At 75.4% G+C, this 20,520-nt stretch carries 20 protein-coding genes; 13 read left to right on the forward strand and 7 right to left on the reverse strand.

The window, feature by feature from the left end:
• Position 1 precedes the first annotated feature (1 nt).
• On the reverse strand, positions 2-1,057 hold the full coding sequence (gene moaA, locus ACI79W_RS17575; protein ID WP_456563381.1) for a GTP 3',8-cyclase MoaA: 1,056 nt from the start codon (positions 1,055-1,057) through the stop codon (positions 2-4).
• Positions 1,058-1,205: 148 nt separating this feature from the next.
• Here moaA and ACI79W_RS17580 point away from each other — a divergent pair, with 148 nt between their 5' ends.
• On the forward strand, positions 1,206-2,444 hold the full coding sequence (locus ACI79W_RS17580; protein ID WP_456563382.1) for an MFS transporter: 1,239 nt from the start codon (positions 1,206-1,208) through the stop codon (positions 2,442-2,444).
• A 73-nt stretch (positions 2,445-2,517) separates the two neighbouring features.
• Positions 2,518-3,372 (forward strand): aldo/keto reductase, encoded by an 855-nt coding sequence (locus ACI79W_RS17585; protein WP_456563383.1) that lies wholly within the window; start codon positions 2,518-2,520, stop codon positions 3,370-3,372.
• A 110-nt stretch (positions 3,373-3,482) separates the two neighbouring features.
• Here ACI79W_RS17585 and ACI79W_RS17590 read toward each other — a convergent pair whose 3' ends face one another.
• Entirely contained in the window at positions 3,483-4,292 is an 810-nt protein-coding gene (locus ACI79W_RS17590) for a DUF3097 domain-containing protein (RefSeq protein ID WP_456563384.1), read from the reverse strand.
• Positions 4,293-4,639: 347 nt separating this feature from the next.
• Between ACI79W_RS17590 and ACI79W_RS17595 the strand changes: the two genes are divergently transcribed.
• Positions 4,640-5,509 (forward strand): DUF2382 domain-containing protein, encoded by an 870-nt coding sequence (locus ACI79W_RS17595; protein ID WP_456563385.1) that lies wholly within the window; start codon positions 4,640-4,642, stop codon positions 5,507-5,509.
• Positions 5,510-5,598: 89 nt separating this feature from the next.
• On the opposite strand, the gene ACI79W_RS17600 is transcribed toward ACI79W_RS17595, so the two are convergent.
• Complete coding sequence (locus ACI79W_RS17600; protein ID WP_456563386.1) at positions 5,599-6,885, reverse strand: M18 family aminopeptidase; 1,287 nt, start codon at positions 6,883-6,885, stop codon at positions 5,599-5,601.
• A 72-nt stretch (positions 6,886-6,957) separates the two neighbouring features.
• Here ACI79W_RS17600 and ACI79W_RS17605 point away from each other — a divergent pair, with 72 nt between their 5' ends.
• The 6 genes from ACI79W_RS17605 to ACI79W_RS17630 all read left to right on the forward strand — a co-directional run bounded on the left by ACI79W_RS17605 (position 6,958) and on the right by ACI79W_RS17630 (position 13,343).
• Positions 6,958-7,845 carry an AAA family ATPase gene (locus tag ACI79W_RS17605; RefSeq protein WP_456563387.1) on the forward strand — a complete coding sequence of 296 codons (888 nt, stop codon included), beginning with the start codon at positions 6,958-6,960 and terminating at the stop codon, positions 7,843-7,845.
• Complete coding sequence (locus ACI79W_RS17610; RefSeq protein WP_456563388.1) at positions 7,838-8,947, forward strand: vWA domain-containing protein; 1,110 nt, start codon at positions 7,838-7,840, stop codon at positions 8,945-8,947. The genes ACI79W_RS17605 and ACI79W_RS17610 overlap by 8 nt, the downstream gene beginning before the upstream one ends.
• A complete protein-coding gene (locus ACI79W_RS17615; RefSeq protein ID WP_456563389.1) occupies positions 8,940-10,061 on the forward strand; it encodes an XdhC family protein in 1,122 nt (373 codons plus the stop codon). Before ACI79W_RS17610 ends, ACI79W_RS17615 begins: the two co-directional genes overlap by 8 nt.
• 20 nt (positions 10,062-10,081) lie before the next feature.
• On the forward strand, positions 10,082-10,627 hold the full coding sequence (locus ACI79W_RS17620; RefSeq protein WP_456563390.1) for an MOSC domain-containing protein: 546 nt from the start codon (positions 10,082-10,084) through the stop codon (positions 10,625-10,627).
• A 98-nt stretch (positions 10,628-10,725) separates the two neighbouring features.
• Complete coding sequence (locus tag ACI79W_RS17625) at positions 10,726-11,445, forward strand: hypothetical protein (RefSeq protein ID WP_456563391.1); 720 nt, start codon at positions 10,726-10,728, stop codon at positions 11,443-11,445.
• Between the two features lie 20 nt (positions 11,446-11,465).
• Entirely contained in the window at positions 11,466-13,343 is a 1,878-nt protein-coding gene (locus ACI79W_RS17630) for an AAA family ATPase (protein ID WP_456563392.1), read from the forward strand.
• Positions 13,344-13,519: 176 nt separating this feature from the next.
• On the opposite strand, the gene ACI79W_RS17635 is transcribed toward ACI79W_RS17630, so the two are convergent.
• Entirely contained in the window at positions 13,520-14,647 is a 1,128-nt protein-coding gene (locus ACI79W_RS17635) for an NDMA-dependent alcohol dehydrogenase (protein ID WP_456563393.1), read from the reverse strand.
• Between the two features lie 169 nt (positions 14,648-14,816).
• Between ACI79W_RS17635 and ACI79W_RS17640 the strand changes: the two genes are divergently transcribed.
• Entirely contained in the window at positions 14,817-16,259 is a 1,443-nt protein-coding gene (locus tag ACI79W_RS17640) for a bifunctional 3-(3-hydroxy-phenyl)propionate/3-hydroxycinnamic acid hydroxylase (RefSeq protein WP_456563394.1), read from the forward strand.
• Between the two features lie 34 nt (positions 16,260-16,293).
• Here the strand turns inward: ACI79W_RS17640 and ACI79W_RS17645 are convergent, their stop codons facing one another.
• The 3 genes from ACI79W_RS17645 to ACI79W_RS17655 form a co-directional block, all read right to left on the reverse strand.
• The gene (locus tag ACI79W_RS17645) at positions 16,294-16,716 is read right to left on the reverse strand and encodes a DUF1707 SHOCT-like domain-containing protein (protein ID WP_456563395.1); all 423 of its coding nucleotides are present in this window, start codon (positions 16,714-16,716) and stop codon (positions 16,294-16,296) included.
• 58 nt (positions 16,717-16,774) lie between these two features.
• Positions 16,775-18,007 carry a pre-mycofactocin synthase MftD gene (gene mftD, locus ACI79W_RS17650; protein ID WP_456563396.1) on the reverse strand — a complete coding sequence of 411 codons (1,233 nt, stop codon included), beginning with the start codon at positions 18,005-18,007 and terminating at the stop codon, positions 16,775-16,777.
• 118 nt (positions 18,008-18,125) lie between these two features.
• On the reverse strand, positions 18,126-18,719 hold the full coding sequence (locus ACI79W_RS17655; RefSeq protein WP_456563397.1) for an acyl-CoA-like ligand-binding transcription factor: 594 nt from the start codon (positions 18,717-18,719) through the stop codon (positions 18,126-18,128).
• A gap of 118 nt (positions 18,720-18,837) precedes the next feature.
• Here ACI79W_RS17655 and mftA point away from each other — a divergent pair, with 118 nt between their 5' ends.
• The 3 genes from mftA to mftC are packed head-to-tail and all read left to right on the forward strand — an operon-like array spanning position 18,838 to position 20,497.
• A complete protein-coding gene (mftA, locus tag ACI79W_RS17660) occupies positions 18,838-18,972 on the forward strand; it encodes a mycofactocin precursor MftA (RefSeq protein ID WP_236825425.1) in 135 nt (44 codons plus the stop codon).
• 38 nt (positions 18,973-19,010) lie between these two features.
• A complete protein-coding gene (gene mftB, locus ACI79W_RS17665; protein WP_456563398.1) occupies positions 19,011-19,286 on the forward strand; it encodes a mycofactocin biosynthesis chaperone MftB in 276 nt (91 codons plus the stop codon).
• The gene (gene mftC / locus ACI79W_RS17670; protein WP_456563399.1) at positions 19,283-20,497 is read left to right on the forward strand and encodes a mycofactocin radical SAM maturase; all 1,215 of its coding nucleotides are present in this window, start codon (positions 19,283-19,285) and stop codon (positions 20,495-20,497) included. Before mftB ends, mftC begins: the two co-directional genes overlap by 4 nt.
• The last annotated feature ends 23 nt before the right edge of the window (positions 20,498-20,520 follow it).

The raw sequence follows: 20,520 nt of genomic DNA on the forward strand, positions 1-20,520 counted from the left end.
CTCAGCCCCCGATCGCCGACATGGGGCGGCTCGGCTGCAGGAAGCTCGGGTCGTCGATGCCGTGGCCGGGCAGCTTGCCCAGCGTGGCGATCCGCCAGCGGTCGGCCAGCTCGGCGTCGGTGGCGCCCTCGCGCAGCGCCGTCCGCAGGTCGGACTCCTCGCGGGCGAACAGGCAGTTGCGGACCTGCCCGTCGGCGGTGAGCCGGGTGCGGTCGCAGGCGCCGCAGAAGGACCGGGTGACCGAGGCGATGACGCCCACGGTGGCCGGCCCGCCGTCGACCAGCCAGCGCTCGGCCGGTGCGGACCCCCGCTCCTCGCTGTCCGGGGTGAGCGCGTGCGCCGCCGTCAGCCGCTCCAGGATGTCCTCGGCGGTGACCATGCGACCGCGGGTCCAGGCGTGGTGGGCGTCCAGCGGCATCTGCTCGATGAAGCGCAGTTCGTAGCCCTGCTCCAGGCAGAAGTCGAGCAGCGGGACGGCGTCGACGTCGTTGATCCCGTGGAGCAGCACGGCGTTGACCTTCACCGGCGTGAGCCCGGCGTCGCGCGCGGCGGCCAGCCCGGCGAGGACGTCGTCCAAGCGGTCGCGGTGGGTGAGCTGCCGGAAGCGCTCGCGGTCGAGGGTGTCCAGGCTGACGTTGATGCGGTCCAGCCCGGCCTCGGCGAGCGCGGGCGCCATGCGGGACAGCCCGATGGCGTTGGTGGTGAGGCTGACCTCGGGGCGCGGGCGGAGCGCCGTGGCGGCGGCGACGATCCCCACGAGGCCCGGCCGCAGCAGCGGCTCCCCCCCGGTGAAGCGCACCTCGCGGATGCCCAGGTGCTCCACCCCGATGCGCACGAGGCGGGTGACCTCCTCGTCGGTGAGCTGCTCGACCTTGGGCAGCCACTGCAGGCCCTCGGGCGGCATGCAGTACGTGCAGCGCAGGTTGCACCGGTCGGTCAGCGACACCCGCAGGTCGGTGGCGGTGCGGCCGTAGCGGTCGACGAGGCCGCCGGACCCGGCGGCCACCGCGCCCACGGCGCGGCGGACCGAGGGGTCGGGGAGGTCGGCGCCGGTCATGGGCCGAATGTAGCCGCGACGGGCGACACGTGGCTGCCCGGAAGTGCGCGGATGCCACCGGGGTGACGTTGCTACCGTGCCCTCGCCACCCGAGAGACCGGCGGAGGACGTCCCGCACTCGCCCGTGGCCAGGAAGCGCGAGAGAACCGTGTCGGCCCGCACCGTCTTCAGCCCCTACAGCCGCCTGTTCGCCGTGCCCGGTTCCGTGGCCTTCTCGCTGGCCGGGTGGGTGGGACGGCTCCCCGCACCCATGCTCGGCCTGGGTGCGGTGCTGCTGGTCTCGCGGGAGACCGGCAGCTACGGCCTCGCCGGCGCCGTCTCCGGCGCCCTCGCCCTCAGCTACGGCATCGCCGGACCGCAGTGGGCGCGGGCCATGGACCGCCGCGGCCAGGGGCCGGTGCTCCGCCTGGCGATGACCGTCTTCGTCCTCTCGGGTGCTGCGTTCGTCGCCGCCGTGGTGAGCGGGGCGCCCCGCTGGAGCTGGTTCCTGCTCGCGGCGGCGGTCGGGGGCAGCAGCCCCAACATCGGTTCGCTGGTGCGCGCGCGGTGGGCCGCGGCGCTCGACCCCGCCGGCCGGCAGACGGCCTTCGCCTTCGAGGCGGTCGTCGACGAGGTGGTCTTCGTCGTCGGCCCGCCGCTGGTGACCCTCCTGGCCACGCTCGTCGCCCCGCCCGTGGGCTTCCTCACCGGCGTCGTCCTGGGCGCGGTCGGCGGGCTCTGGCTGGCCGGGCTGCGCGGCACGGACCCGCCACCGCACCCCGTCGCCGGGTCGTCGGCCGCGCGCTGGTGGGCGGTGCTGACGCCGACCCTGCTGGTCGTCACCGCCACCTATCTGGCGTTGGGCACCGTGTTCGGCGCGATCGACGTCGTCGTGGTGGGCTTCGCCGAGGCCGAGGGGGCGCCGGCGCTCTCCGGGCTCGCGCTGGCCGTCTTCGCCGCGGGGAGCCTGGTGGCCGGCCTGGTCTACGGCCTCGCGCGCCTGCCGGGCACGCTGGCCACGCGGTTCGTGGCGACGGCGGTGGCCTTCGGGTTGGCCGCCCAGCTGCTCTGGGGCGTCGGATCGCTCGCCCTGCTCGTCGGCGGGGGCTTCCTCGCCGGGTTGACCATCGCGCCGGTGCTGGTCTCGGGCACCTCGCTGGTGGAGTCCCGCACGGCGCCCGGCCTGCTCACCGAGTCGCTGGCCTGGACCATCTCCGGCCTCACGCTCGGCGTCACCATCGGCTCGGCGGCGGCGGGTGCCGCGGTGGACGCCTGGGGTGCCGAGACGGCGTTCGCCGTGCCCGCGGTCGCCGCCGCCTTCGTCGCGCTCCTCGGGCTGGCCGGAGCCGCGCTGGTCGGCGACCGGCCGGCACGCGCCGACCCGGTTGAGGACCGCACCGCCGGGTAGGCGGGGGACGGGCCGATCGCGCACGACCGACCGTGCGGCTCGCGGCCCTCCCCCGAACCGGAAGGATCAGCCTGTGGCTCAGCCACCCACCCACGGAGTGCCGACCCTCGCACTGAACAACGGCGTCGAGATCCCGCAGCTGGGGTTCGGCGTCTACCAGGTGCCGCCCGAGGAGACCGCGGAGACCGTCGCGGCCGCCCTCGAGGTCGGCTACCGGCACATCGACACCGCCGAGATGTACGGCAACGAGAAGGGTGTCGGTGAGGCCGTCGCCCGCTCCGGCATCGACCGCGGCGAGATCTTCGTGACCAGCAAGCTGAACAACGGCTTCCACCGCCGGGACGACGCGCTGCGCGCCTTCGACCAGACGCTCGCCGACCTCGGCTTCGACCAGCTCGACCTGTTCCTCATCCACTGGCCGCTGCCGGGCATCGACGTCGACTACGTCGAGACCTGGAAGGCCATGGAGGAGATCTACCGCGACGGTCGCTGCCGGGCGATCGGCGTCTCCAACTTCAAGCCGCACCACCTGCGGCGGCTCTTCGACGAGACCGAGGTCGTCCCGGCCGTCAACCAGATCGAGGTCCACCCCTACCTGGCGCAGGACGACGTCCGCGCGTTCGACGCCGAGCACGAGATCGTGACCGAGGCGTGGTCGCCGATCGCCCAGGGGAAGGTGCTGGGCGACCCGGCCATCACCGCGATCGCCGAGCGCCTGGGCCGGACCCCGGCGCAGGTGGTGCTCCGCTGGCACGTGCAGCGCGGCGACGTCGTCTTCCCGAAGTCCTCCTCCCGGGAGCGCATGGCGGAGAACTTCGCGCTGTTCGACTTCGAGCTGGGTCGGGAGGACATGGCCACGCTGACCGGCCTGGACCGCGGCGAGCGGACCGGCCCCGACCCGGACACCTTCAACTACATCCCGGGCTGAGCCGGCCGGCCCGGCTCACCACATGGTCCTGGCTCAGCGCACGGGGTCCTGGCTCACCGTCGACCGTGAGCCAGGACCCCTGGTGATCAGTGCACCTGGTCGTGGCGAGGTCAGTCGGTGGTGACGAAGTCGATGAGCTCCTCGACCCGGCCGATGAGGGCGGGCTCCAGGTCGGTCCAGGTGCGCACGCGCGCGAGGATGCGCTGGGCCCACACGTAGCCGGTGTCGTCCTCCCAGCCCAGCCGGCGGCAGACGCCGGTCTTCCAGTCCTCGCCCTTCGGGACGGTCGGCCACGCCCTGATCCCGACGACGGAGGGCTTCACTGCCTGCCAGATGTCGATGAAGGGGTGGCCGACCACCAGCGCGTGGTCGCCGGTGATCCGCGCGGCGATGCGCGACTCCTTGGAGCCGCTCACGAGGTGGTCCACGAGGACGCCGAGCCGCCGGCCCGACGCCGGGCGGAAGTCGCGCACGATGCCCGGGAGGTCGTCGACGCCGTGCAGCGGCTCCACGACGACGCCCTCGATGCGCAGGTCGTGGCCCCAGACCTTCTCGACCAGCTCCGCGTCGTGCTTGCCCTCCACGTAGATGCGCCCCTCGCGGGCCACCCGGGCCCGGGCGTCGGCGACGTAGGTCGACCCCGAGGCGCTCCGGGCCGGGCCCGCCGGAGCGACCGGCTTCGGCCGGACCAGCACCACGGGGCGGCCGTCCACCCAGAACCCCGGCCCCAGGGGGTAGCCCCGCGTGCGGCCGAAGCGGTCCTCGAGGTGGACGACGTCCTTCTCGCACCGGACCACGGCGCCGACGAAGCCGGTGCTCGGGTCCTCCACCACGAGATCGCGCTCGGCCTCGACCTGCGGCACCGGCTTCTTGACCGTGCGGGGGTGGACCAGGTCGTCGTAGGGCGAACGCGGAGGCACGCGACGACGCTAGGCAGAACCGGCGCGGGGTCGTGGACGACGCGCCGAGCGGCTGTAGCGGACCGATCCTGCACGACACGCCCGGGCAGCCCCGGATGACGCTGGGTGACGGAAACTGGATCGGTTGACCGGTGTGCCCGTCCTTCCCGGCGCACACCGGCAGCACCCGGTGTGACCTGCGCCGATTGCCGATCCCCGGCGGCCCGACGTGCTCCGGCGGGTGCGGCCCCGGCGCGGGAACTGCCCGGCGCGCCTGTTGATCTCGATCGGGTCGTTTCGCGGCGAGCGTGCCGGTCACCCATCGGAGGGACGAACGTCCCCGAGCTCAGATAGGAGCGACAACGACGATGATCGGCACCGAGACCATCAGCCGAGTGATCGGCCAGGACGTCTACGACACCGAGGGTCAGAAGATCGGGTCGGCCTCCGAGGTCTACCTCGACGACGAGACCGGTCAGCCGGAGTGGGTGACCGTCCGCACGGGTCTGTTCGGGACCAAGGAGTCCTTCGTCCCCATCCGGGACGCCGACCTGACCGACGACGGCGTCCGCGTAGCGGTCACCAAGGACCGCGTCAAGGACGCGCCCAAGATCGACACCGACGGTCACCTCTCCCCGCAGGAGGAGGAGGAGCTGTACCGGTACTACGGCCTGGGCAGCGGGACGACCGGCCGCACCGAGACCGTGACGACGACCGAGACCACGGGCGTGGCCGGGACCGCCGGGACCGCCGGGATGGTCGGCACCGACCGCACCGACACCGACCGCACCGACACCGGGTACACCGGCACGGACGCCCGCGGCACCGTGGGCCACGACACCTCGGGCCCGACCACCGACGACGCCATGACCCGCTCCGAGGAGCGGCTGGACGTCGGCACCCGGTCCGAGGAGGTCGGCCGCGCCCGGCTGCGCAAGTACGTCGTGAGCGAGAACGTCAGCGAGACCGTCCCCGTGTCGCACGAGGAGGTCCGCGTCGAGCGCGAGCCGATCACGGACGCCAACGTCGGCAACGCCATGGACGGGCCGGCGATCAGCGAGGAGGAGCACGAGGTGACCCTCCGCGGCGAGAAGCCGGTCGTCGCCAAGGAGGCCGTGCCGGTCGAGCGCGTCCGCCTGGACAAGGAGACCGTCACCGACGAGGTGCGCGTCGACGAGACCCTCCGCAAGGAGGAGATCGAGGTCGACGGCGCGGACGACACCAACCGGCGCATGTGAGCGCTCCCGGCCACCGGCCGGGACCCTGACGCGCGGCGGCCGACCGAGACCAGACTCCGGTCGGCCGCCGCCGCCGCGCGCCGGGACGGTCAGTCGGCCAGGCAGGCCGTCAGGGCGCCGACCATCAACGGGACGTCGCGGGCCGAGGCCAGCTCGCGGCAGGAGTGCATGGCGAGCATCGGGGCGCCGACGTCCACCGTGGCGACGCCCAGCCGGGTCGCCGTCAGCGGCCCGATGGTGCTGCCGCACGGCAGGTCCGCCCGGGTGACGAAGGTCTGCACGGGCACCCCGGCCTCGTCGCAGCGCTCGGTGAACCAGCCGCCCGACGCCGCATCGGTGGCGTAGGCCTGGTTGGCGTTCACCTTCACCACCGGTCCGCCACCGAGCTCCGGCCGGTGCGCGGGCTCGTGCCGCTCGGCGCGGGTCGGGTGCACGGCGTGGGCCATGTCGGCCGACACCAGCACCGAGCGGGCCAGCGCCCGCTGCGCGGCCTGCGGGTCACCGGGATCGCTCGCGGCGGCCAGCCGGCGGACGACGTCCTCGAGGAAGCTGCCGCGGGCGCCGGACATCGAGCCGCTGCCCACCTCCTCGTGGTCGTTGCAGACCAGCACCTGCGTGCGCGCCCCGGCGGGTGCGCCCAGCAGCGCGAGCAACCCGGAGTGGCAGCAGGCGAGGTCGTCGAGCCGCGGTGCGGCCACCCATGTGCCGTCCGCGCCGGCGCGCGCCGAGGGTTGGGTGTCGGCCAGCACCAGGTCGGTGCCGACGACGTCGCGTACATCCACCCCCGCGGCGTCGGCCAGCGCCTCCGCCAGGCCCGGGCCCGTCCCGAGGTCGCGGTCCCACACCGGGACGAGGTGCTGCTGCGGGTCGAGGGTCAGCCCCTCCCGGACGCTGCGGTCGAGGTGGATGGCCAGCGAGGGCAGCCGCAGCGGGGCGCCCGGCAGCCGGACGAGGGTGGTGCGCCCGCCACGGAGCACCAGCCGGCCGGCCACGGTGAGCTCGCGGTCCAGCCAGGTGTGCCAGAGGCCGCCGCCGTAGGGCTCCACGCCGACGAGGCGGTAGCCGGACTGCCGCACCTCCCAGCGCGGGCGGACCTTGAACGTCGGCGAGTCGGTGTGCGCGCCGACCAGCCGCATCCCGGTCTCGGCGAGCGGGCCGCTGCCCAGGCGGAAGGCGATCACGCTGCCGTGCCGGACGACGAAGTGGCGGCCACCGGGGGACGGTGCCCAGGCGTCGCCCTCCGCGAGCTCGGTGAAGCCGGCGGCGCGGAGCCGGCGGACCAGCTCGGCGACCGCGTGGGCGGGGGACGGCGAGGCGTCGACGAAGGCGCGCAGGTCGTCGCCCAGGGCGAGCGGTTCGGGAGCGGCGTTCGGCATGCGGTCATCGTGCCCGACGCCTCGGGGCGGTGCGGGCGCGGTCGCCGGTGGCCAGGTGGGATGCTGCTGCGCGTGAGCGAGCGCACGGTGCCCGGGAGCCCCGACGATCTGGCGGCCGCGCTGGAGGCCACCGGCTACCTCGCCGACGAGGGGCTGGCCACCGCCGCCCACCTGGCGCTGGCCATGCACCGGCCGCTGTTCCTCGAGGGCGAGGCAGGCGTCGGGAAGACCGCGCTGGCGCAGGCCCTGGCGCAGATCACCGACCGGCCGCTCTACCGGCTGCAGTGCTACGAGGGGCTGGAGGCCAGCCAGGCTCTCTACGACTGGGACTTCGGGCGCCAGCTGCTGCACCTGCGCGCCGCCGAAGCCGCGCACGCCGCCGACGACCCCGCCCGGCTGGAGGCGTCCCTCTACGACCGCCGCTTCCTCCTCGCCCGCCCGCTGCTCCAGGCGCTCGAGGACGCGCCGAGCGTCCTGCTGGTCGACGAGGTGGACCGCGCGGACGACGAGTTCGAGGCGTTCCTGCTGGAGGTCCTCTCCGACTTCACGATCTCCATCCCCGAGCTCGGCACCGTGCGGGCCGAGGTCCCGCCGCTGGTCGTCCTCACCTCCAACCGCACCCGGGAGGTGCACGACGCCCTCAAGCGCCGCTGCCTCTACCACTGGCTCGCGCACCCCGACTTCGACCGGGAGGTGGCGATCCTGCGCCGCCGGCTGCCGCAGGTCACCGACCAGCTGGCCCGCCAGGTCGCCCGGGCGACGGCGACGCTGCGCACCCTCGACCTGCTCAAGCCGCCCGGGGTGGCCGAGGCCATGGACTGGGCGACCGCGCTGCACACCCTCGGCGCGCGCGACCTGGACCCCGACCTGGCGGCCCGGACCCTCGGCGCGGTGCTCAAGTACCGCGAGGACACCGAGCGGGTGCGTTCGCTGTCCCCGGAGGCGCTGCTCGGTGGCTGAGCGGGACGTCGTCGACACCGTGCTGGGTTTCGCCCGGACGCTGCGGCACGCGGGCGTGACCGCCTCCCCGGACCGGGTCCAGGCCATGCTCGCCGCCCTCGGCCACCTCGACGTCCTGCGGCCGTCGGCGGTCTACTGGGCCGGCCGGCTGACCCTCTGCGCCGGGCCCGACGACCTCGACCGCTACGACACCGCGTTCCTGGCCTGGTTCTCGGGCCGCCGCCCACGTCCCGCCCCCGCGGCGGCGCAGGTGCGGCCGCGGCTGGCCGCCAGCGCCCCGCTGGACGCCGGGACCGGTGAGGGCGACGAGGACCCCGACGCCCCCGACCTCGCGGCCCGGGCCAGCGCGGACGAGGTGCTGCGGCACCGCGACGTCGCCGGGCTGACCGACGCCGAGCGGGCCCACCTGCGGCGGCTGTTCGGGCTGCTGGTCCCGGCCGCGCCGATGCGCCCCGCCCGGCGGCGCCGGCCGGCCGCCCACGGCTCGGTGCACCCCGCCCGCACCGTGCGGCGGGCGCTGCGCGACGGCGGGGAGGTCAGCCGCCTGGTGCACCGACGGGCGCGGCCCCGCCCCCGGCGGGTGGTGCTGCTGGTCGACGTCTCGGGGTCGATGACCCCCTACGCCGACGCGCTGCTGCGGTTCGCGCACGCGGCGGTCCGGGCCCGGCCGGCGTCCACCGAGGTGTTCACCATCGGCACCCGGCTCACCCGGGTCACCCGTGAGCTGCGGCTCCGCGATCCCGACCGGGCGCTGGCCGCAGGGGGCGAGGCGATCCCCGACTGGTCGGGCGGCACGCGGCTGGGCGAGGTGCTCAAGGCGTTCCTCGACCGCTGGGGTCAGCGCGGCACCGCGCGCGGAGCGGTCGTGGTCCTCTGCAGCGACGGCTGGGAGCGGGGGGACACCGCGCTGCTGGCCGAGCAGATGGCGCGGCTCAAGCGGCTGGCGCACACCGTGGTGTGGGTCAACCCGCACAAGGGCCGTCTGGGGTACGAACCCCTCACCGGCGGGATGCAGGCCGCCCTGCCGTCGGTCGACCACTTCGTGGCCGGGCACAGCATGGCCGCGTTCGAGGAGCTGTCAGGAGTGATAGCCAATGCGTGATGTCCTCGACGACCTCGTCGGCTGGTGGCAGGCGGGGGAGACGGTCGGCGTGGGCACGGTGGTGGGCACCTGGCGCTCGGCGCCGCGGCCGGCCGGTGCCTCGATGCTGGTGGGGCCCGACGGCACGGCGGTCGGCAGCGTCTCGGGCGGCTGCGTCGAGGGCGCGGTGTACGAGGAGGCCAAGGACGCCGTCGAGACCGGCGAGCCGGTTCTGCGCCGCTACGGCGTCAGCGACGACGACGCCTTCGCCGTCGGGTTGACCTGCGGCGGCATCCTCGACGTCTTCGTCGAGCCCGTGTCCCGCGAGTCCTTCCCCGAGCTCGGCGAGGTCGCCGACTCGGTGGGCCGGCACGAGCCGGTCGCCGTCGTCACCGTGGTCGCGGGGCCGGACGACCGGCTGGGCCGCCGGCTGGTGCTCTGGCCGGACCGCGCCTCCGGCACGCTGGGCTCGCAGCGGCTCGACGACGCCGTCGCCGACGACGCCCGCGGCATGCTGGCCGCCGGCCGCACCGGCCTGCTGCACGTAGGCCACGACGGCGAGCGGCGCGGCGACGACCTGACCCTGTTCGTCAACTCCTTCGCCCCGGCGGCCCGGATGGTCGTCTTCGGGGCCATCGACTTCGCCGCCGCCGTCGCCCGGGTCGGGGCGTTCCTCGGCTACCGGGTGACCGTCTGCGACGCCCGGCCGGTGTTCGCGACGCCGAAGCGCTTCCCGGAGGCGCACGAGGTCGTCGTCGAGTGGCCGCACCGCTACCTGCAGGCGGAGGTGGACGCGGGGCGGATCGACGAGCGCACCGTGCTCTGCGTGCTCACCCACGACCCCAAGTTCGACGTGCCGCTGCTGGAGGTCGCGCTGCGCACCCCGGTCGCCTACGTCGGGGCCATGGGCTCGCGGCGGACGCACGACGAGCGCCTCGCCCGGCTGCGCGAGGCCGGGCTGACTGGCGACGAGCTCGCCCGGCTCGCGTCCCCGATCGGCCTGGACCTCGGTGCGCGGACCCCGGAGGAGACGGCGGTGTCGATCGCCGCGGAGATCATCCAGGGCCGGTGGGGCGGCACCGGCCGGCGGCTGGCGGAGGTCGAGGGACCCATCCACGAGACGGCGGACCGCTGAGGCACCGGTACGACGTCGAGGTGGTCGGGCTGCTCGCCTCGCCGGTGCACCGGTACGACGGCCGGCCGGGGACGGCGGTGCCCGGGCAGGCGGCCGACCGGCGGGAGCGGCTGGAGGTCCGGGGCGGCGTCGGCATCGTCGGCGACCGCTACGCCGGGAGGCCCGCCCACCGCGACGCGCAGGTGACCCTGCTGGCGGTGGAGTCGCTCGACGAGCTCGCCGCCGAGCTGGGCGCCGGGCCGTTCGACCCGCTGCTGGCGCGGCGGAACGTGGTGCTGCGCGGCGCGGAGGTCGAGGCGTTGAGGGGGCGGGAATTCACCCTCGACTGCGGCGAGGGGCCGGTGCTGCTGGGTGGCGGGCGGGCGGCCAACCCGTGCGCCTGGATGGACCTGGTGCTGGCGCCGGGCGCCCACCGCGGGCTGCGGGGTCGCGGGGGCGTGCGCTGCGCGGCGCTCTCCGACGGCGTGCTGAGGCCGGGTCCTGCCGTGCTGCGGAGCCCGGTGCCGCTGGACCCCGCGGCCGCGGGGCGGGCCCGGCCGCTGCTCCCCCGGCGGCGGGCGCCCTGAGCGGTGGGCGCGCCGGCCCCGGTGCGCGCCGCTGGGCCGCCGCCCTGCACGATGGCGCCCGGTGGGGCCGACCGGTGCCGCTGGACACGAGGGGGACCATGCGCATCCGACGTCTGGCCACGGTGGGCACCGCCCTCCTGCTGCTCGCGGGCTGCGGCGGCTCCGAGGACGCCGGCACCGCGGCGCCGGCCACCTCCACCGCCGCCGAGGGCCGGAGCTCGCTGGCCGACCAGGACGCCGCGGGAGTGGTCGACACCGCCTTCAGCGCCCTCGAGGCGGCCGGCGCCGCGCACGTCGTCGGCTCGATGCAGGAGAGCGGCTCGACCCAGGAGCTCGATCTGCAGCTCCAGGGTGAGGACGCCCAGGGCACCATCACGACGGACGGCACCCCCGTCGAGCTGGTCTACACCGCCGGGAGCGCCTACGTCCGGGCCCCGGCCGACTTCTGGGCCTCCTTCGGCATGCCCGCCGAGTTCGCCGGGCAGCTCGAGGGCCAGTGGGTGCTCATGCCGGAGGAGGCGGCGGGCTCGTTCAGCACGCTCACCCTCTCCGGGCTCCTGGAGGAGCTCCGTGCCTCCGGTGGGGGCGGGATCACCGGTGAGGTCACCACCGAGGAGCTGGACGGCGAGCCCGTCGTCGTCGTCACGCAGGACGACGGCAGCACGCTCACCGTCGCCGACGACGAGGACGCCCCGTACCCGCTGCTGATCGAGGACAAGGGCGACGCCCCGGCCACGGTGGAGTTCAGCGCGTTCGGCGAGACCGTCGAGATCACGGCGCCGGACAACCCCGTGGACCTGAACACCCTCGGCGGCTGATCTGCCGTAGCGTCCGGCTGGTGAGCGAGGGTCTGCCGGTCATCGGGCTGCGGCGGGAGCGCGAGGTGCTCACCGTCGCGCTGCAGACCCACCGGCACGTCGTGCTGGAGGGGCCGCCCGGCACGGGCAAGTCCACCTTGCTGCGGGCGGTCGCCGGTGAGGTGGGCCGCGACGTCGTCTTCGTCGAGGGCAACGCCGAGCTCACCCCCGCCCGGCTGGTCGGCTCCTACGACCCGGCGGCGGTGATGGCCGAGGGCTACGTGCCGGGCAGCTTCACCGACGGCCCGCTGCTCACCGCGATGCGCGGCTCGGGCCTGCTGTACCTGGAGGAGCTCAACCGCATCCCGGAGGAGACGCTCAACGTCCTCATCACGGTGCTGACCGAGGGCGAGATCGCCGTCCCCCGGCTGGGCACGGTGCGTGCGGCGGCGGGCTTCCGGCTGATCGCGGCGATGAACCCGTTCGACGCGATCGGCACCGCGCGGGTGGGGCAGGCGATCGCCGACCGCATGTGCCGGGTGGTCCTCGGCTACCAGGACGAGGTCGCCGAGCGGGAGATCGTCGCCTCGGTGACGGGCGCACGGCCCCGGCCGGTCGCCCTGGCGGTGGCGCTCGTGCGGGCCACCCGCGGGCACCGTGACCTGCGCACCGGCTCCTCCGTGCGGGGGGCGATCGACCTGGTGCTGCTGCTCGACGGCCTGCTGCGGCTCCGTGGCCTGGCCGGGCTGGAGGACGACGGTGCCCGCGAGGCGGCGCGGGACGCCCTGCACGCGGCGCTCTCCGGCCGGATCCGGGTGACCGAGGGCGTGGAGCGGACCCCGGAGGCGGTGCTCGACGGAATCCTGGACCAGGTGTGGCCGGCCCACGCCGGGCCACCCCCGGACCCGTCGCCCGGGGCGCCGCCGTCGCCCGCCGGGGACGGCCCGGGAAAAGCGGGGGGCCTGCCGCCTGAGGCGGCGGGCCCGGACAGCGGGGGTGCCCGGCGTGAGCGGCCGGCCCGGCGGGGCCCGCGGCAGACCGCGCGGCGCGAGCTGCAGCTGCGGCACGCCGCCTTCGACGAGGTCAGCCCCGAGGTGGGCGAGCTCGACGAGGAGGCGTTCGCCGGGCTGATGGGCGCCGACCCCGACGCGGCGGCGGCGCTGCTCGCCGATCTCGCGACGGCCACCGACCGCGAGCTCCGGGCGGCCGCGCGCCGGCTGGCGGCCCGGGTGTTCGTGCAGGTGGGCCGGGTGGGTGCTGCGCGGGCGCGCGGCACCCGGCGGCTGGTCACCGCGCGCGGCGGGGACGGCGAGCTGGACCTGGACCGCACGCTGGAGCGCTGGAGCGGGCCGTGGCCGCCGGCTCCGGAGGACGTCGCGACGCGGCGGTGGACCGGTTCCCGCCGGGCGGTGTGCCTGGTGGTCGACCGGTCGGGCTCGATGAGCGGGCTGGGGGTGGCGATCGCCGCGGTCGCCGCCGCCGGCGTCGTCCTGGCGGCCGGGGAGCGGCTGGGGACCAGCGTGCTCGCCTTCGCCGACCGGGTGGAGGTGCTGCAGCAGCACGGGCGGCACCGCTCGGCGGAGGACCTCGTGCTGGCGCTGGTGGGCCTGCGGGGGCACGGCACCACCGACCTCGCGGCGGCGCTCCGGGCGGCGACGGCGCAGCTGCGGACGGCCCCGCACGCCGACGAGCGGCTCGTCGTCCTGCTGTCGGACTGCCTGGCCACTGCCGGGGACGACGCCGCCTCGGCGCTGGGCGGCATCGACCGGCTCGACGTCCTGTGCCCGCTGCCCGGGGGGACGGCGGAGGAGGAGGCGCTGGCGGCGTCGCGGGCGCTGGCGGCCCGCGGTGGGGGGTCGGTCGCACCGGTGCGCTCGCTGGTCGACCTGGGCCCGGCGCTCAGCCGGCTGCTGGGATAGCGGACCCTCCGGCTCGACGTCCGACGAGCGGAGGCCGCCGCGGGGCCGGTGCCCGCGGGGAGCACGACGCGGGCGGGGACGAGCGTCTCCGGCGCAGTCCGTCTCTGCCCACCGCGAGTGGGCAGAGACGGACTGCCGCGGGAGGAAGCCCTACGGGGACCGGTCGCCCCGCGGGCTCAGCGGTCGGCGTCGCTGTAGACGATCATCCCGCGGATGTTCTTGCCGTCCCGCATGTCCTGGTAGCCCTGGTTGATGTCCTCGAGGGCGTACCTGGTGGTCACCAGCTCATCGAGCTTGAGCTGGCCCTCCTGGTAGAGCGAGAGCAGCTCGGGGATGGCGTTGCGCGGGGCGAGGCCACCGAAGATCGCTCCCTGCAGGTCCTTCTGCAGCAGCGTGAGCTCGAACAGGCTGAGCTTGACGTCGACGTTGGCTGCGTTGCCCATGCCGGTGACGACGGCCCGCCCGCCCTTGCCGGTGACGCTGAGGGCGGCGGCGATGTCCTCGCCCTGGATGTCGCCGACGGTGATGATCGTCTTCTCCGCCATGCGGCCCCAGGTCAGCTCGTTGATCGCCGGGGTGGCCTCCTCGATGTCCGCGAAGGCGTGGGTGGCGCCCATCTGCATGGCCCACTCGCGCTTCTGCGCGACCGGCTCGATCACCATGACCCGTTTCGCGCCTGCTGCCGCGGCGCCCTGCACGGCGTTCATCCCGACGCCGCCGACGCCCATGACGACGACGTTCTCGCCCGGCCGGACGTCGGCGACCGTGGTAGCCGATCCCCAGCCGGTGGTGACGCCGCAGCCGACGAGGGCGGCGACCTCGAGCGGGATGTCGGGCTCGATCTTCACGACCGAGGCCTGGTGCACCGTCATGTACGGGGAGAAGGTGCCGAGCAGGCACATCGGGATGACGTCCTTGCCGCGGGCCTGGACCCGGTAGCTGCCGTCGGAGATCGACGTGCCGGCCAGCAGGTTGGCGCCGAGGTCGCAGAGGTTCTGCTGCCCGCGCGAGCACGGCGGGCAGGTGCCGCACGCCGGGATGAAGGCGGTGACGACGTGGTCGCCCTCCTCCAGCCCGGTGACGCCGGGGCCGACCTTGGTGACGACGCCCGAGCCCTCGTGGCCACCGATGACCGGGTAGGACGCCACCGGGGTGCCGCCGGTGACCAGGTGCTCGTCGCTGTGGCACAGCCCCGAGGCCGCGAGCTGGACCTGGACCTCGCCCTCCCGCGGATCACCGAGGTCGATCTCCTCGATCGACCACTCCTCGCCCACGCCCCACAGGATCGCGCCCTTGGTCTTCACCCGGCAGTTCCTTCCGTCGACCCGCGTCGTCGCGGGTGGCTGCGCACACGTCGGATCGGCGTGTGCAGTGCATCACAGACTGCTGAGCGGCTGCCCGCCGCGTCAAGGCACTCGGTGCCGCGTGCAACGTGCTGCACCTCCGCGGCGCGCCGTCGGACAGACTGGCGCCGTGACGGGCGGGCCGGTGGTCGTGGTGGGTGCCGGCCCCGTGGGGCTGACCGCGGCGCTGCTGCTGGCCCGCCGCGGGCTGGCCGTCGTCGTCCTCGAGCGGCACCCCGCGCCCTACCCGCTGCCGCGCGCGGTGCACCTGGACGACGAGGTGTTCCGGGCGCTGCAGGCGGCCGGCGTGGCCGACGACGTCGCCACGCGGTGCCGTCCGATGGCCGGGTTGCGGCTCCTGGACGGCGCGCACCGCGTGCTCGCCGAGTTCCGCCGGGCCCCGGACGCCGGTGCGCACGGCTGGCCGCAGGGCTCGTTCGTCCACCAGCCGGACCTGGAGGAGGTGCTGGCCGCCGCCGCGGCGGCGGCGCCCGGCATCGAGGTGCGCCGCGGCTGCGAGGTGACCGGCCTGGCGCAGGACCGCGGCGGGGTGACCGTGCAGCTGACCGAGCGGTCGACGGGGGTGGAACGGTCCGTCCGCGCGGCGGCGGTGCTGGGCTGCGACGGCGCCCACAGCACGGTGCGCGAGCTGATCGGCGCCCGGATGGTCGACCTCGGCCCGGCCGACCGGTGGCTGGTCGTCGACGCGCGGGCGCGGGCGCCGCTGCCCGTCTGGCCCGGCGTGCACCAGGTGTGCGACCCGCGCCGGGCGGCCACCTTCATGCCGGTCACCGGCGACCGCTACCGCTGGGAGTTCCGGCTCGCACCGGGGGAGACGGCCGAGGAGCTCTCCGCCCCGGAGCGGCTGGCCGCCCTGCTGGCGCCGGTCGCGCGCGCGGCCGACCTGGAGGTGCTGCGCGCGGTCGGGTACACCTTCCGCGCGCAGGTCGCCGACCGCTGGCGCGACGGGCGGGTGCTGCTGGCCGGCGACGCCGCCCACCTCACCCCGCCGTTCGTCGGCCAGGGCCTGGGCCTGGGGCTGCGCGACGTGCACCAGCTGGCGTGGAAGCTCGCCGCCGTCCTCCGCGGGGAGGCGCCGGACGCGCTGCTGGACACCTACCGCGCCGAGCGCGAGCCGCACGCCCGCGCGCTGATCCGGGTGGCCCTGCTGCTCGGCCGGCTCATGACCGGCGGTGGGCGTGGCGGCGCGGTGCTGCGGCGGGTCGTCCTGGCCGCTGTCCGCCGCATCCCCGCCGTCGCCCGGCTGGCCACCGACAGCCGCACCCCGCCGCTGCGCCGCGGCCCGCTGGTGGCGCGCCGGGGCCGCGCCGGCCGCCGGCTCGCCGGGACGCTCCTCCCGCAGCCGGACGTGCTCGTCGACGGCGCCGTCCGCCGGCTGGACGACGTCCTCGGCGACGGCTACGTCGAGATCACCGCGGACCTGCGGATCCGCCGGCCCGACGGGACCGCCGTGCCCGTCGAGGACCCGACCGGCACCCTCCGGCGCTGGCTGGGGAGAGCCGCGCTGGTGCGCGTCCGCCCCGACCGCATCGTCCGCTCGGTGCGGGTGTGAGCGCCCCTGCCGGCATACCGCCCCGCCCCCGGCCTCAGCCGCGGCCCGGCCGGCCGATGCCGATCGCGTAGAGCGTGCCGAGCACCGCGCCCGGCGGCAGGACGACGTAGAGCCACCACGGGTGGATCCCGCCCACGGTCGCCTCGAGGATCCCCCAGACGGCGAGGTTCACCAGGCCCAGGCAGAGCCAGACGATGGTGAGCACCTTCATCGCGGTGCCGGCGGCGTCCTCGCTGAACACCCGCCGCGGGCCGGGCGGCGGTGGTAGGGCCGGCAGGTCGGCTGTCACCCGGGCCAGGTCACCGCGGGTGCGCGACGCCCACACGGCCCGGACCCGCTCGTCGAACTCCGCGAGGTCGAGCTGGCCGGCGTCGTGGGCGCGCTGCAGCCCCGCCGCGACGGCCGCGCGCTCGGCGTCGGAGACGCGGAGGTCCTCGGACCGGACCGGCTCGCTCACGCGGGTCATCCTGGCAGGGCGACCGGCGGCCGTGGCCCCGACCTCCCGCGCCGGCGGGTCAGGCCTCGCGCCGCCGGCGGGCGGGCGAGGTGGCCAGCAGCGCGTTCTCCACGGCGGTGTCGCCCAGCGCCCGCTCGAAGCCCGGGGGGACGACGAGGTCGTCGCGGGACAGCTCGGAGACGTCCGCCCGGCCCAGGCCGACCATCGCCGAGCCGAGCCCGTCGCGCAGCAGGTCGAGCACGTTCTCCACGCCGGCCTGGCCGTTGGCCGCCAGGCCCCACAGGTAGGCCCGGCCGATCAAGACCGCCTTGGCGCCCAGCGCCAGCGCCTTGGCGACGTCGCCGCCGCGGCGGATGCCGCCGTCGAGCAGCACCTCGATCTGGTCACCCACCGCGTCGGCGACCGCGGGGAGGGCGCGGACCGAGGCCGGTGTCCCGTCGAGGTTGTTGCCACCGTGGTTGGAGACCGAGATGGCGGTGACGCCGGCGTCGACGGCGCGCTTGGCGTCGTCGACACGCATGACGCCCTTGAGCATGAACGGGCCGTCCCACTGCTCGCGCAGCCAGGCGACGTCCTCCCAGGTGGGCATCGGCGACTGCTGCCACATGCCGTAGGCGCCGAAGAAGGTCGGCGCCGGGTCGCCCGGCGTGGCCACCATGTTCGGGACCGTGAGGTCGGGGAGCTGGCGGGTGCGCGCGAAGTCGAGCAGCCAGCGCGGCTTGAGCGCCACCTGCGGGGCGTACCGGCGCACCGCCTGGAAGTCGACCTTCTCGGGGATGAAGGGGCTGCCCCAGTCGCGGCCGTAGGCGAAGGACCAGTCCAGCGTCGCGATCAGACCGACGGCACCGGCCCGCTTCGCGCGGTCCATCCGGGCGAGCATCTCCTCGCGGCTGCCCACCCAGTACACCTGGAAGAAGGTCTGCGGGTTGGCCGCCGTGACCTCCTCGATCGGCTTGCTGGCGAACGAGGAGAGCCCCATCGCCACCCCGCGGGCGGCGGCGGCGCGCGCCACGGCGACCTCCCCGTCGGGGTGCACGGCCTGCACGCCGGTCGGGCTGATCAGCACCGGCATCGACATCGGCTGGCCCATGACGGTGACGGCCGTGTTCCGCTCGTTGGCCAGCCCGGCGGTGTGCGGGGAGAAGCCGAGCTCGGCGAAGGCGGCGAGGTTGTCCTCGAGGGTCAGCCCGCGCTCGGAGCCGGCGACCAGCGCGCCGTACACGCCCTTGGGCAGCCGCTTCTTCGCCCGGCGCTGGGCCTCGGCGACCGACTCGAACCACGCGCTGGCCATGGGGTCTCCTTCGTCCGGCCCGGTCGACCGGGCGGTGGGCCGGCGCGGCGGCCGGTGGCACTGAGTGCCAGGCTATCGCCGCGGGTGAGACGGCGACCACACGGGTCGCCCCCGCGGGTCAGCCGCGGAGGTTGGGGAACCCCGCCGCCATCTCGTCGAACGCAAGGTGCAGGTGCCGGGTCAGGGGCGAGCCCGCCTCGGCGAGCCACGTCTCGAACGCCGTGGTGGCGGCGGCGCGCGTGGTCGCGGCGACCAGCCGTGGCAGCAGCCCGGTGGGCGCCCCGCCGGTCCGCGCCGCGACGTGCCGGGCGACCACGCGGTCGACCTCGGCGAAGCGGAGCTGGCTGTGCGCCAGGAGGGCCGGCTCGGTGAGGATCAGCCGCATCCGCTCCCGCAGCAGCGGCAGCTCGGCGTCCGGGTAGTCGTTGACCTCCACGTAGGCGGCGCAGACCGAGGTGAGGACCGGCTGGGCGGGGTCGGCTGCGGCGAGCAGCCGCTCGAGCCGGGCGACGTGGCCGGCGAAGTCGCCCCAGACGGCGTCGGCCTTGGTCGGGAAGTAGCGGAAGAACGTCCGGCGGCTGATGCCCGCGGAGTCGGCGACCTCGTCGCTGGTCACCTGCTCGAACCCGCGGGTGGTGAACAGGTCCAGCGCCGCGCGCTCCACGCGGGCACGCCCGTCGGGGACGATCGCCACCGCCCTCGTCTCCGCCACGCCGGCATTGTGCCCGCCGGCCGGGGGGGCAGAGCGGCGACCGACCCCGCTGTTGCTCCTGGCACCGGGTGTCACTAACGTCCGGCTCGTCCATGTGACCGCGTTCACGGAGGCCGACATGCCCGAGACCACCCCGACCGACGTCCCCGCCGCCGAGTTCCGGGCCCCCGAGGCCCCCGCGACCGAGGAGGCCCTCGTGGAGGAGTCGCTGGTCGAGGAGGTCTCCATCGACGGCATGTGCGGCGTCTACTGAGCCGACGGCCTGCGATGACCGCTCCGGCCGGTCCCCCGGTGACCGCCGTGTTCGACCCCGCGCTGCCCTGGCGGAAGGCCCGGTCGGTCGCGCTCCGGCCGGAGCCGTTCGGCGCGCTGGTCTACCACTTCGGCAACCGCAAGCTGTCGTTCCTGAAGTCCAGGACGCTGGTCGCCGTCGTCGAGGCGCTGGCCGACCACCCCAGCGCCGAGGCCGCCCTGACCGCGTGCGGCGTGCCCGACGCCCGGCGCGGCGCCTACGTGAAGGCGCTGGCCGACCTGGCCCGCTCCCAGATGATCGAGGTGCGCACATGACCGCCGTCCTGCCCCAGCGCCCCACCGGCGGGAGGCTCGTCGACCAGTTCGAGTACGGCCTGGACGCGCCGATCTGCCTGACCTGGGAGCTCACCTACGCCTGCAACCTGGCGTGCGTGCACTGCCTGTCCTCCTCCGGACGGCGGGATCCGCGCGAGCTCTCCACCGCCGAGGCCGAGGCGGTCATCGACGAGCTGCAGCGGATGCAGGTCTTCTACGTCAACGTCGGCGGCGGCGAGCCCACCGTCCGGCCGGACTTCTGGCACCTGCTCGACTACGCGATCGGCCACGACGTCGGCGTCAAGTTCTCCACCAACGGCGTGAAGCTGGACAAGGCGCGCGCCGCGCAGCTGGCGGCCACCGACTACGTCGACGTGCAGATCTCCCTGGACGGCGCGACCGCGGAGGTCAACGACCGGGTGCGCGGCACGGGCTCGTTCGCCACCGCGACCCGGGCCCTGGAGAACCTGGCCGAGGCCGGGATGAAGGACTTCAAGGTCTCGGTCGTCGTCACCCGCGAGAACGCAGGCCAGCTGGATGCGTTCAAGGCGCTCACCGACCGCTACGGCGCCCAGCTGCGGATCACCCGGCTGCGCCCGTCCGGCCGCGGGGCCGACGTGTGGGACCAGCTCCACCCGACGCAGGCCCAGCAGCGCGAGCTGTACTCCTGGCTGCTGGCCAACGGGGAGCAGGTGCTGACCGGCGACTCGTTCTTCCACCTGTCGGCGTTCGGGGAGGCGCTGCCGGGGCTGAACCTGTGCGGCGCCGGTCGCGTCGTCTGCCTCATCGACCCGGTGGGGGACGTCTACGCCTGCCCGTTCGCCATCCACGAGAACTTCCTCGCCGGCAACGTCCGCGACGAGGGCGGCTTCCAGCGGGTGTGGCAGACCTCCGACCTGTTCCAGGAGCTGCGCAGCCCGCAGACCGGCGGCGCCTGCACCAAGTGCGCGCACTTCGACGCCTGCCGGGGCGGGTGCATGGCGGCGAAGTTCTTCACCGGCCTCCCGCTGGACGGCCCCGACCCGGAGTGCGTGCAGGGCTACGGCGAGACGGCGCTGGCCGCCCGCGACGCCACGGCGGTGACGCCGCGGAGCCACCTGGACCACTCGCACACCGGGCCGGTCCGCGGGCAGCCCACGCTGCTCGGCATCCCCGCCGTCCCGAGCAAGATCTGCGACGAGTCTCCGCTGGTGGGCCTCGACCTGCGCTGAACCACCCGCTCGGAGGGGAAGGT

This window comes from Blastococcus sp. SYSU DS0533, from assembly GCF_054050775.1.

Coding starts and splice junctions, on each gene's coding strand:
- ACI79W_RS17595 (WP_456563385.1), top strand. CDS start 4,640: ATGATCGGCACCGAGACCATCAGCCGAGTGATCGGCCAGGACGTCTAC.
- ACI79W_RS17600 (WP_456563386.1), bottom strand. CDS start 6,885: ATGCCGAACGCCGCTCCCGAACCGCTCGCCCTGGGCGACGACCTGCGC.
- moaA (WP_456563381.1), bottom strand. CDS start 1,057: ATGACCGGCGCCGACCTCCCCGACCCCTCGGTCCGCCGCGCCGTGGGC.
- mftD (WP_456563396.1), bottom strand. CDS start 18,007: ATGGCCAGCGCGTGGTTCGAGTCGGTCGCCGAGGCCCAGCGCCGGGCG.
- ACI79W_RS17625 (WP_456563391.1), top strand. CDS start 10,726: ATGCGCATCCGACGTCTGGCCACGGTGGGCACCGCCCTCCTGCTGCTC.
- ACI79W_RS17615 (WP_456563389.1), top strand. CDS start 8,940: ATGCGTGATGTCCTCGACGACCTCGTCGGCTGGTGGCAGGCGGGGGAG.
- mftC (WP_456563399.1), top strand. CDS start 19,283: ATGACCGCCGTCCTGCCCCAGCGCCCCACCGGCGGGAGGCTCGTCGAC.
- mftA (WP_236825425.1), top strand. CDS start 18,838: ATGCCCGAGACCACCCCGACCGACGTCCCCGCCGCCGAGTTCCGGGCC.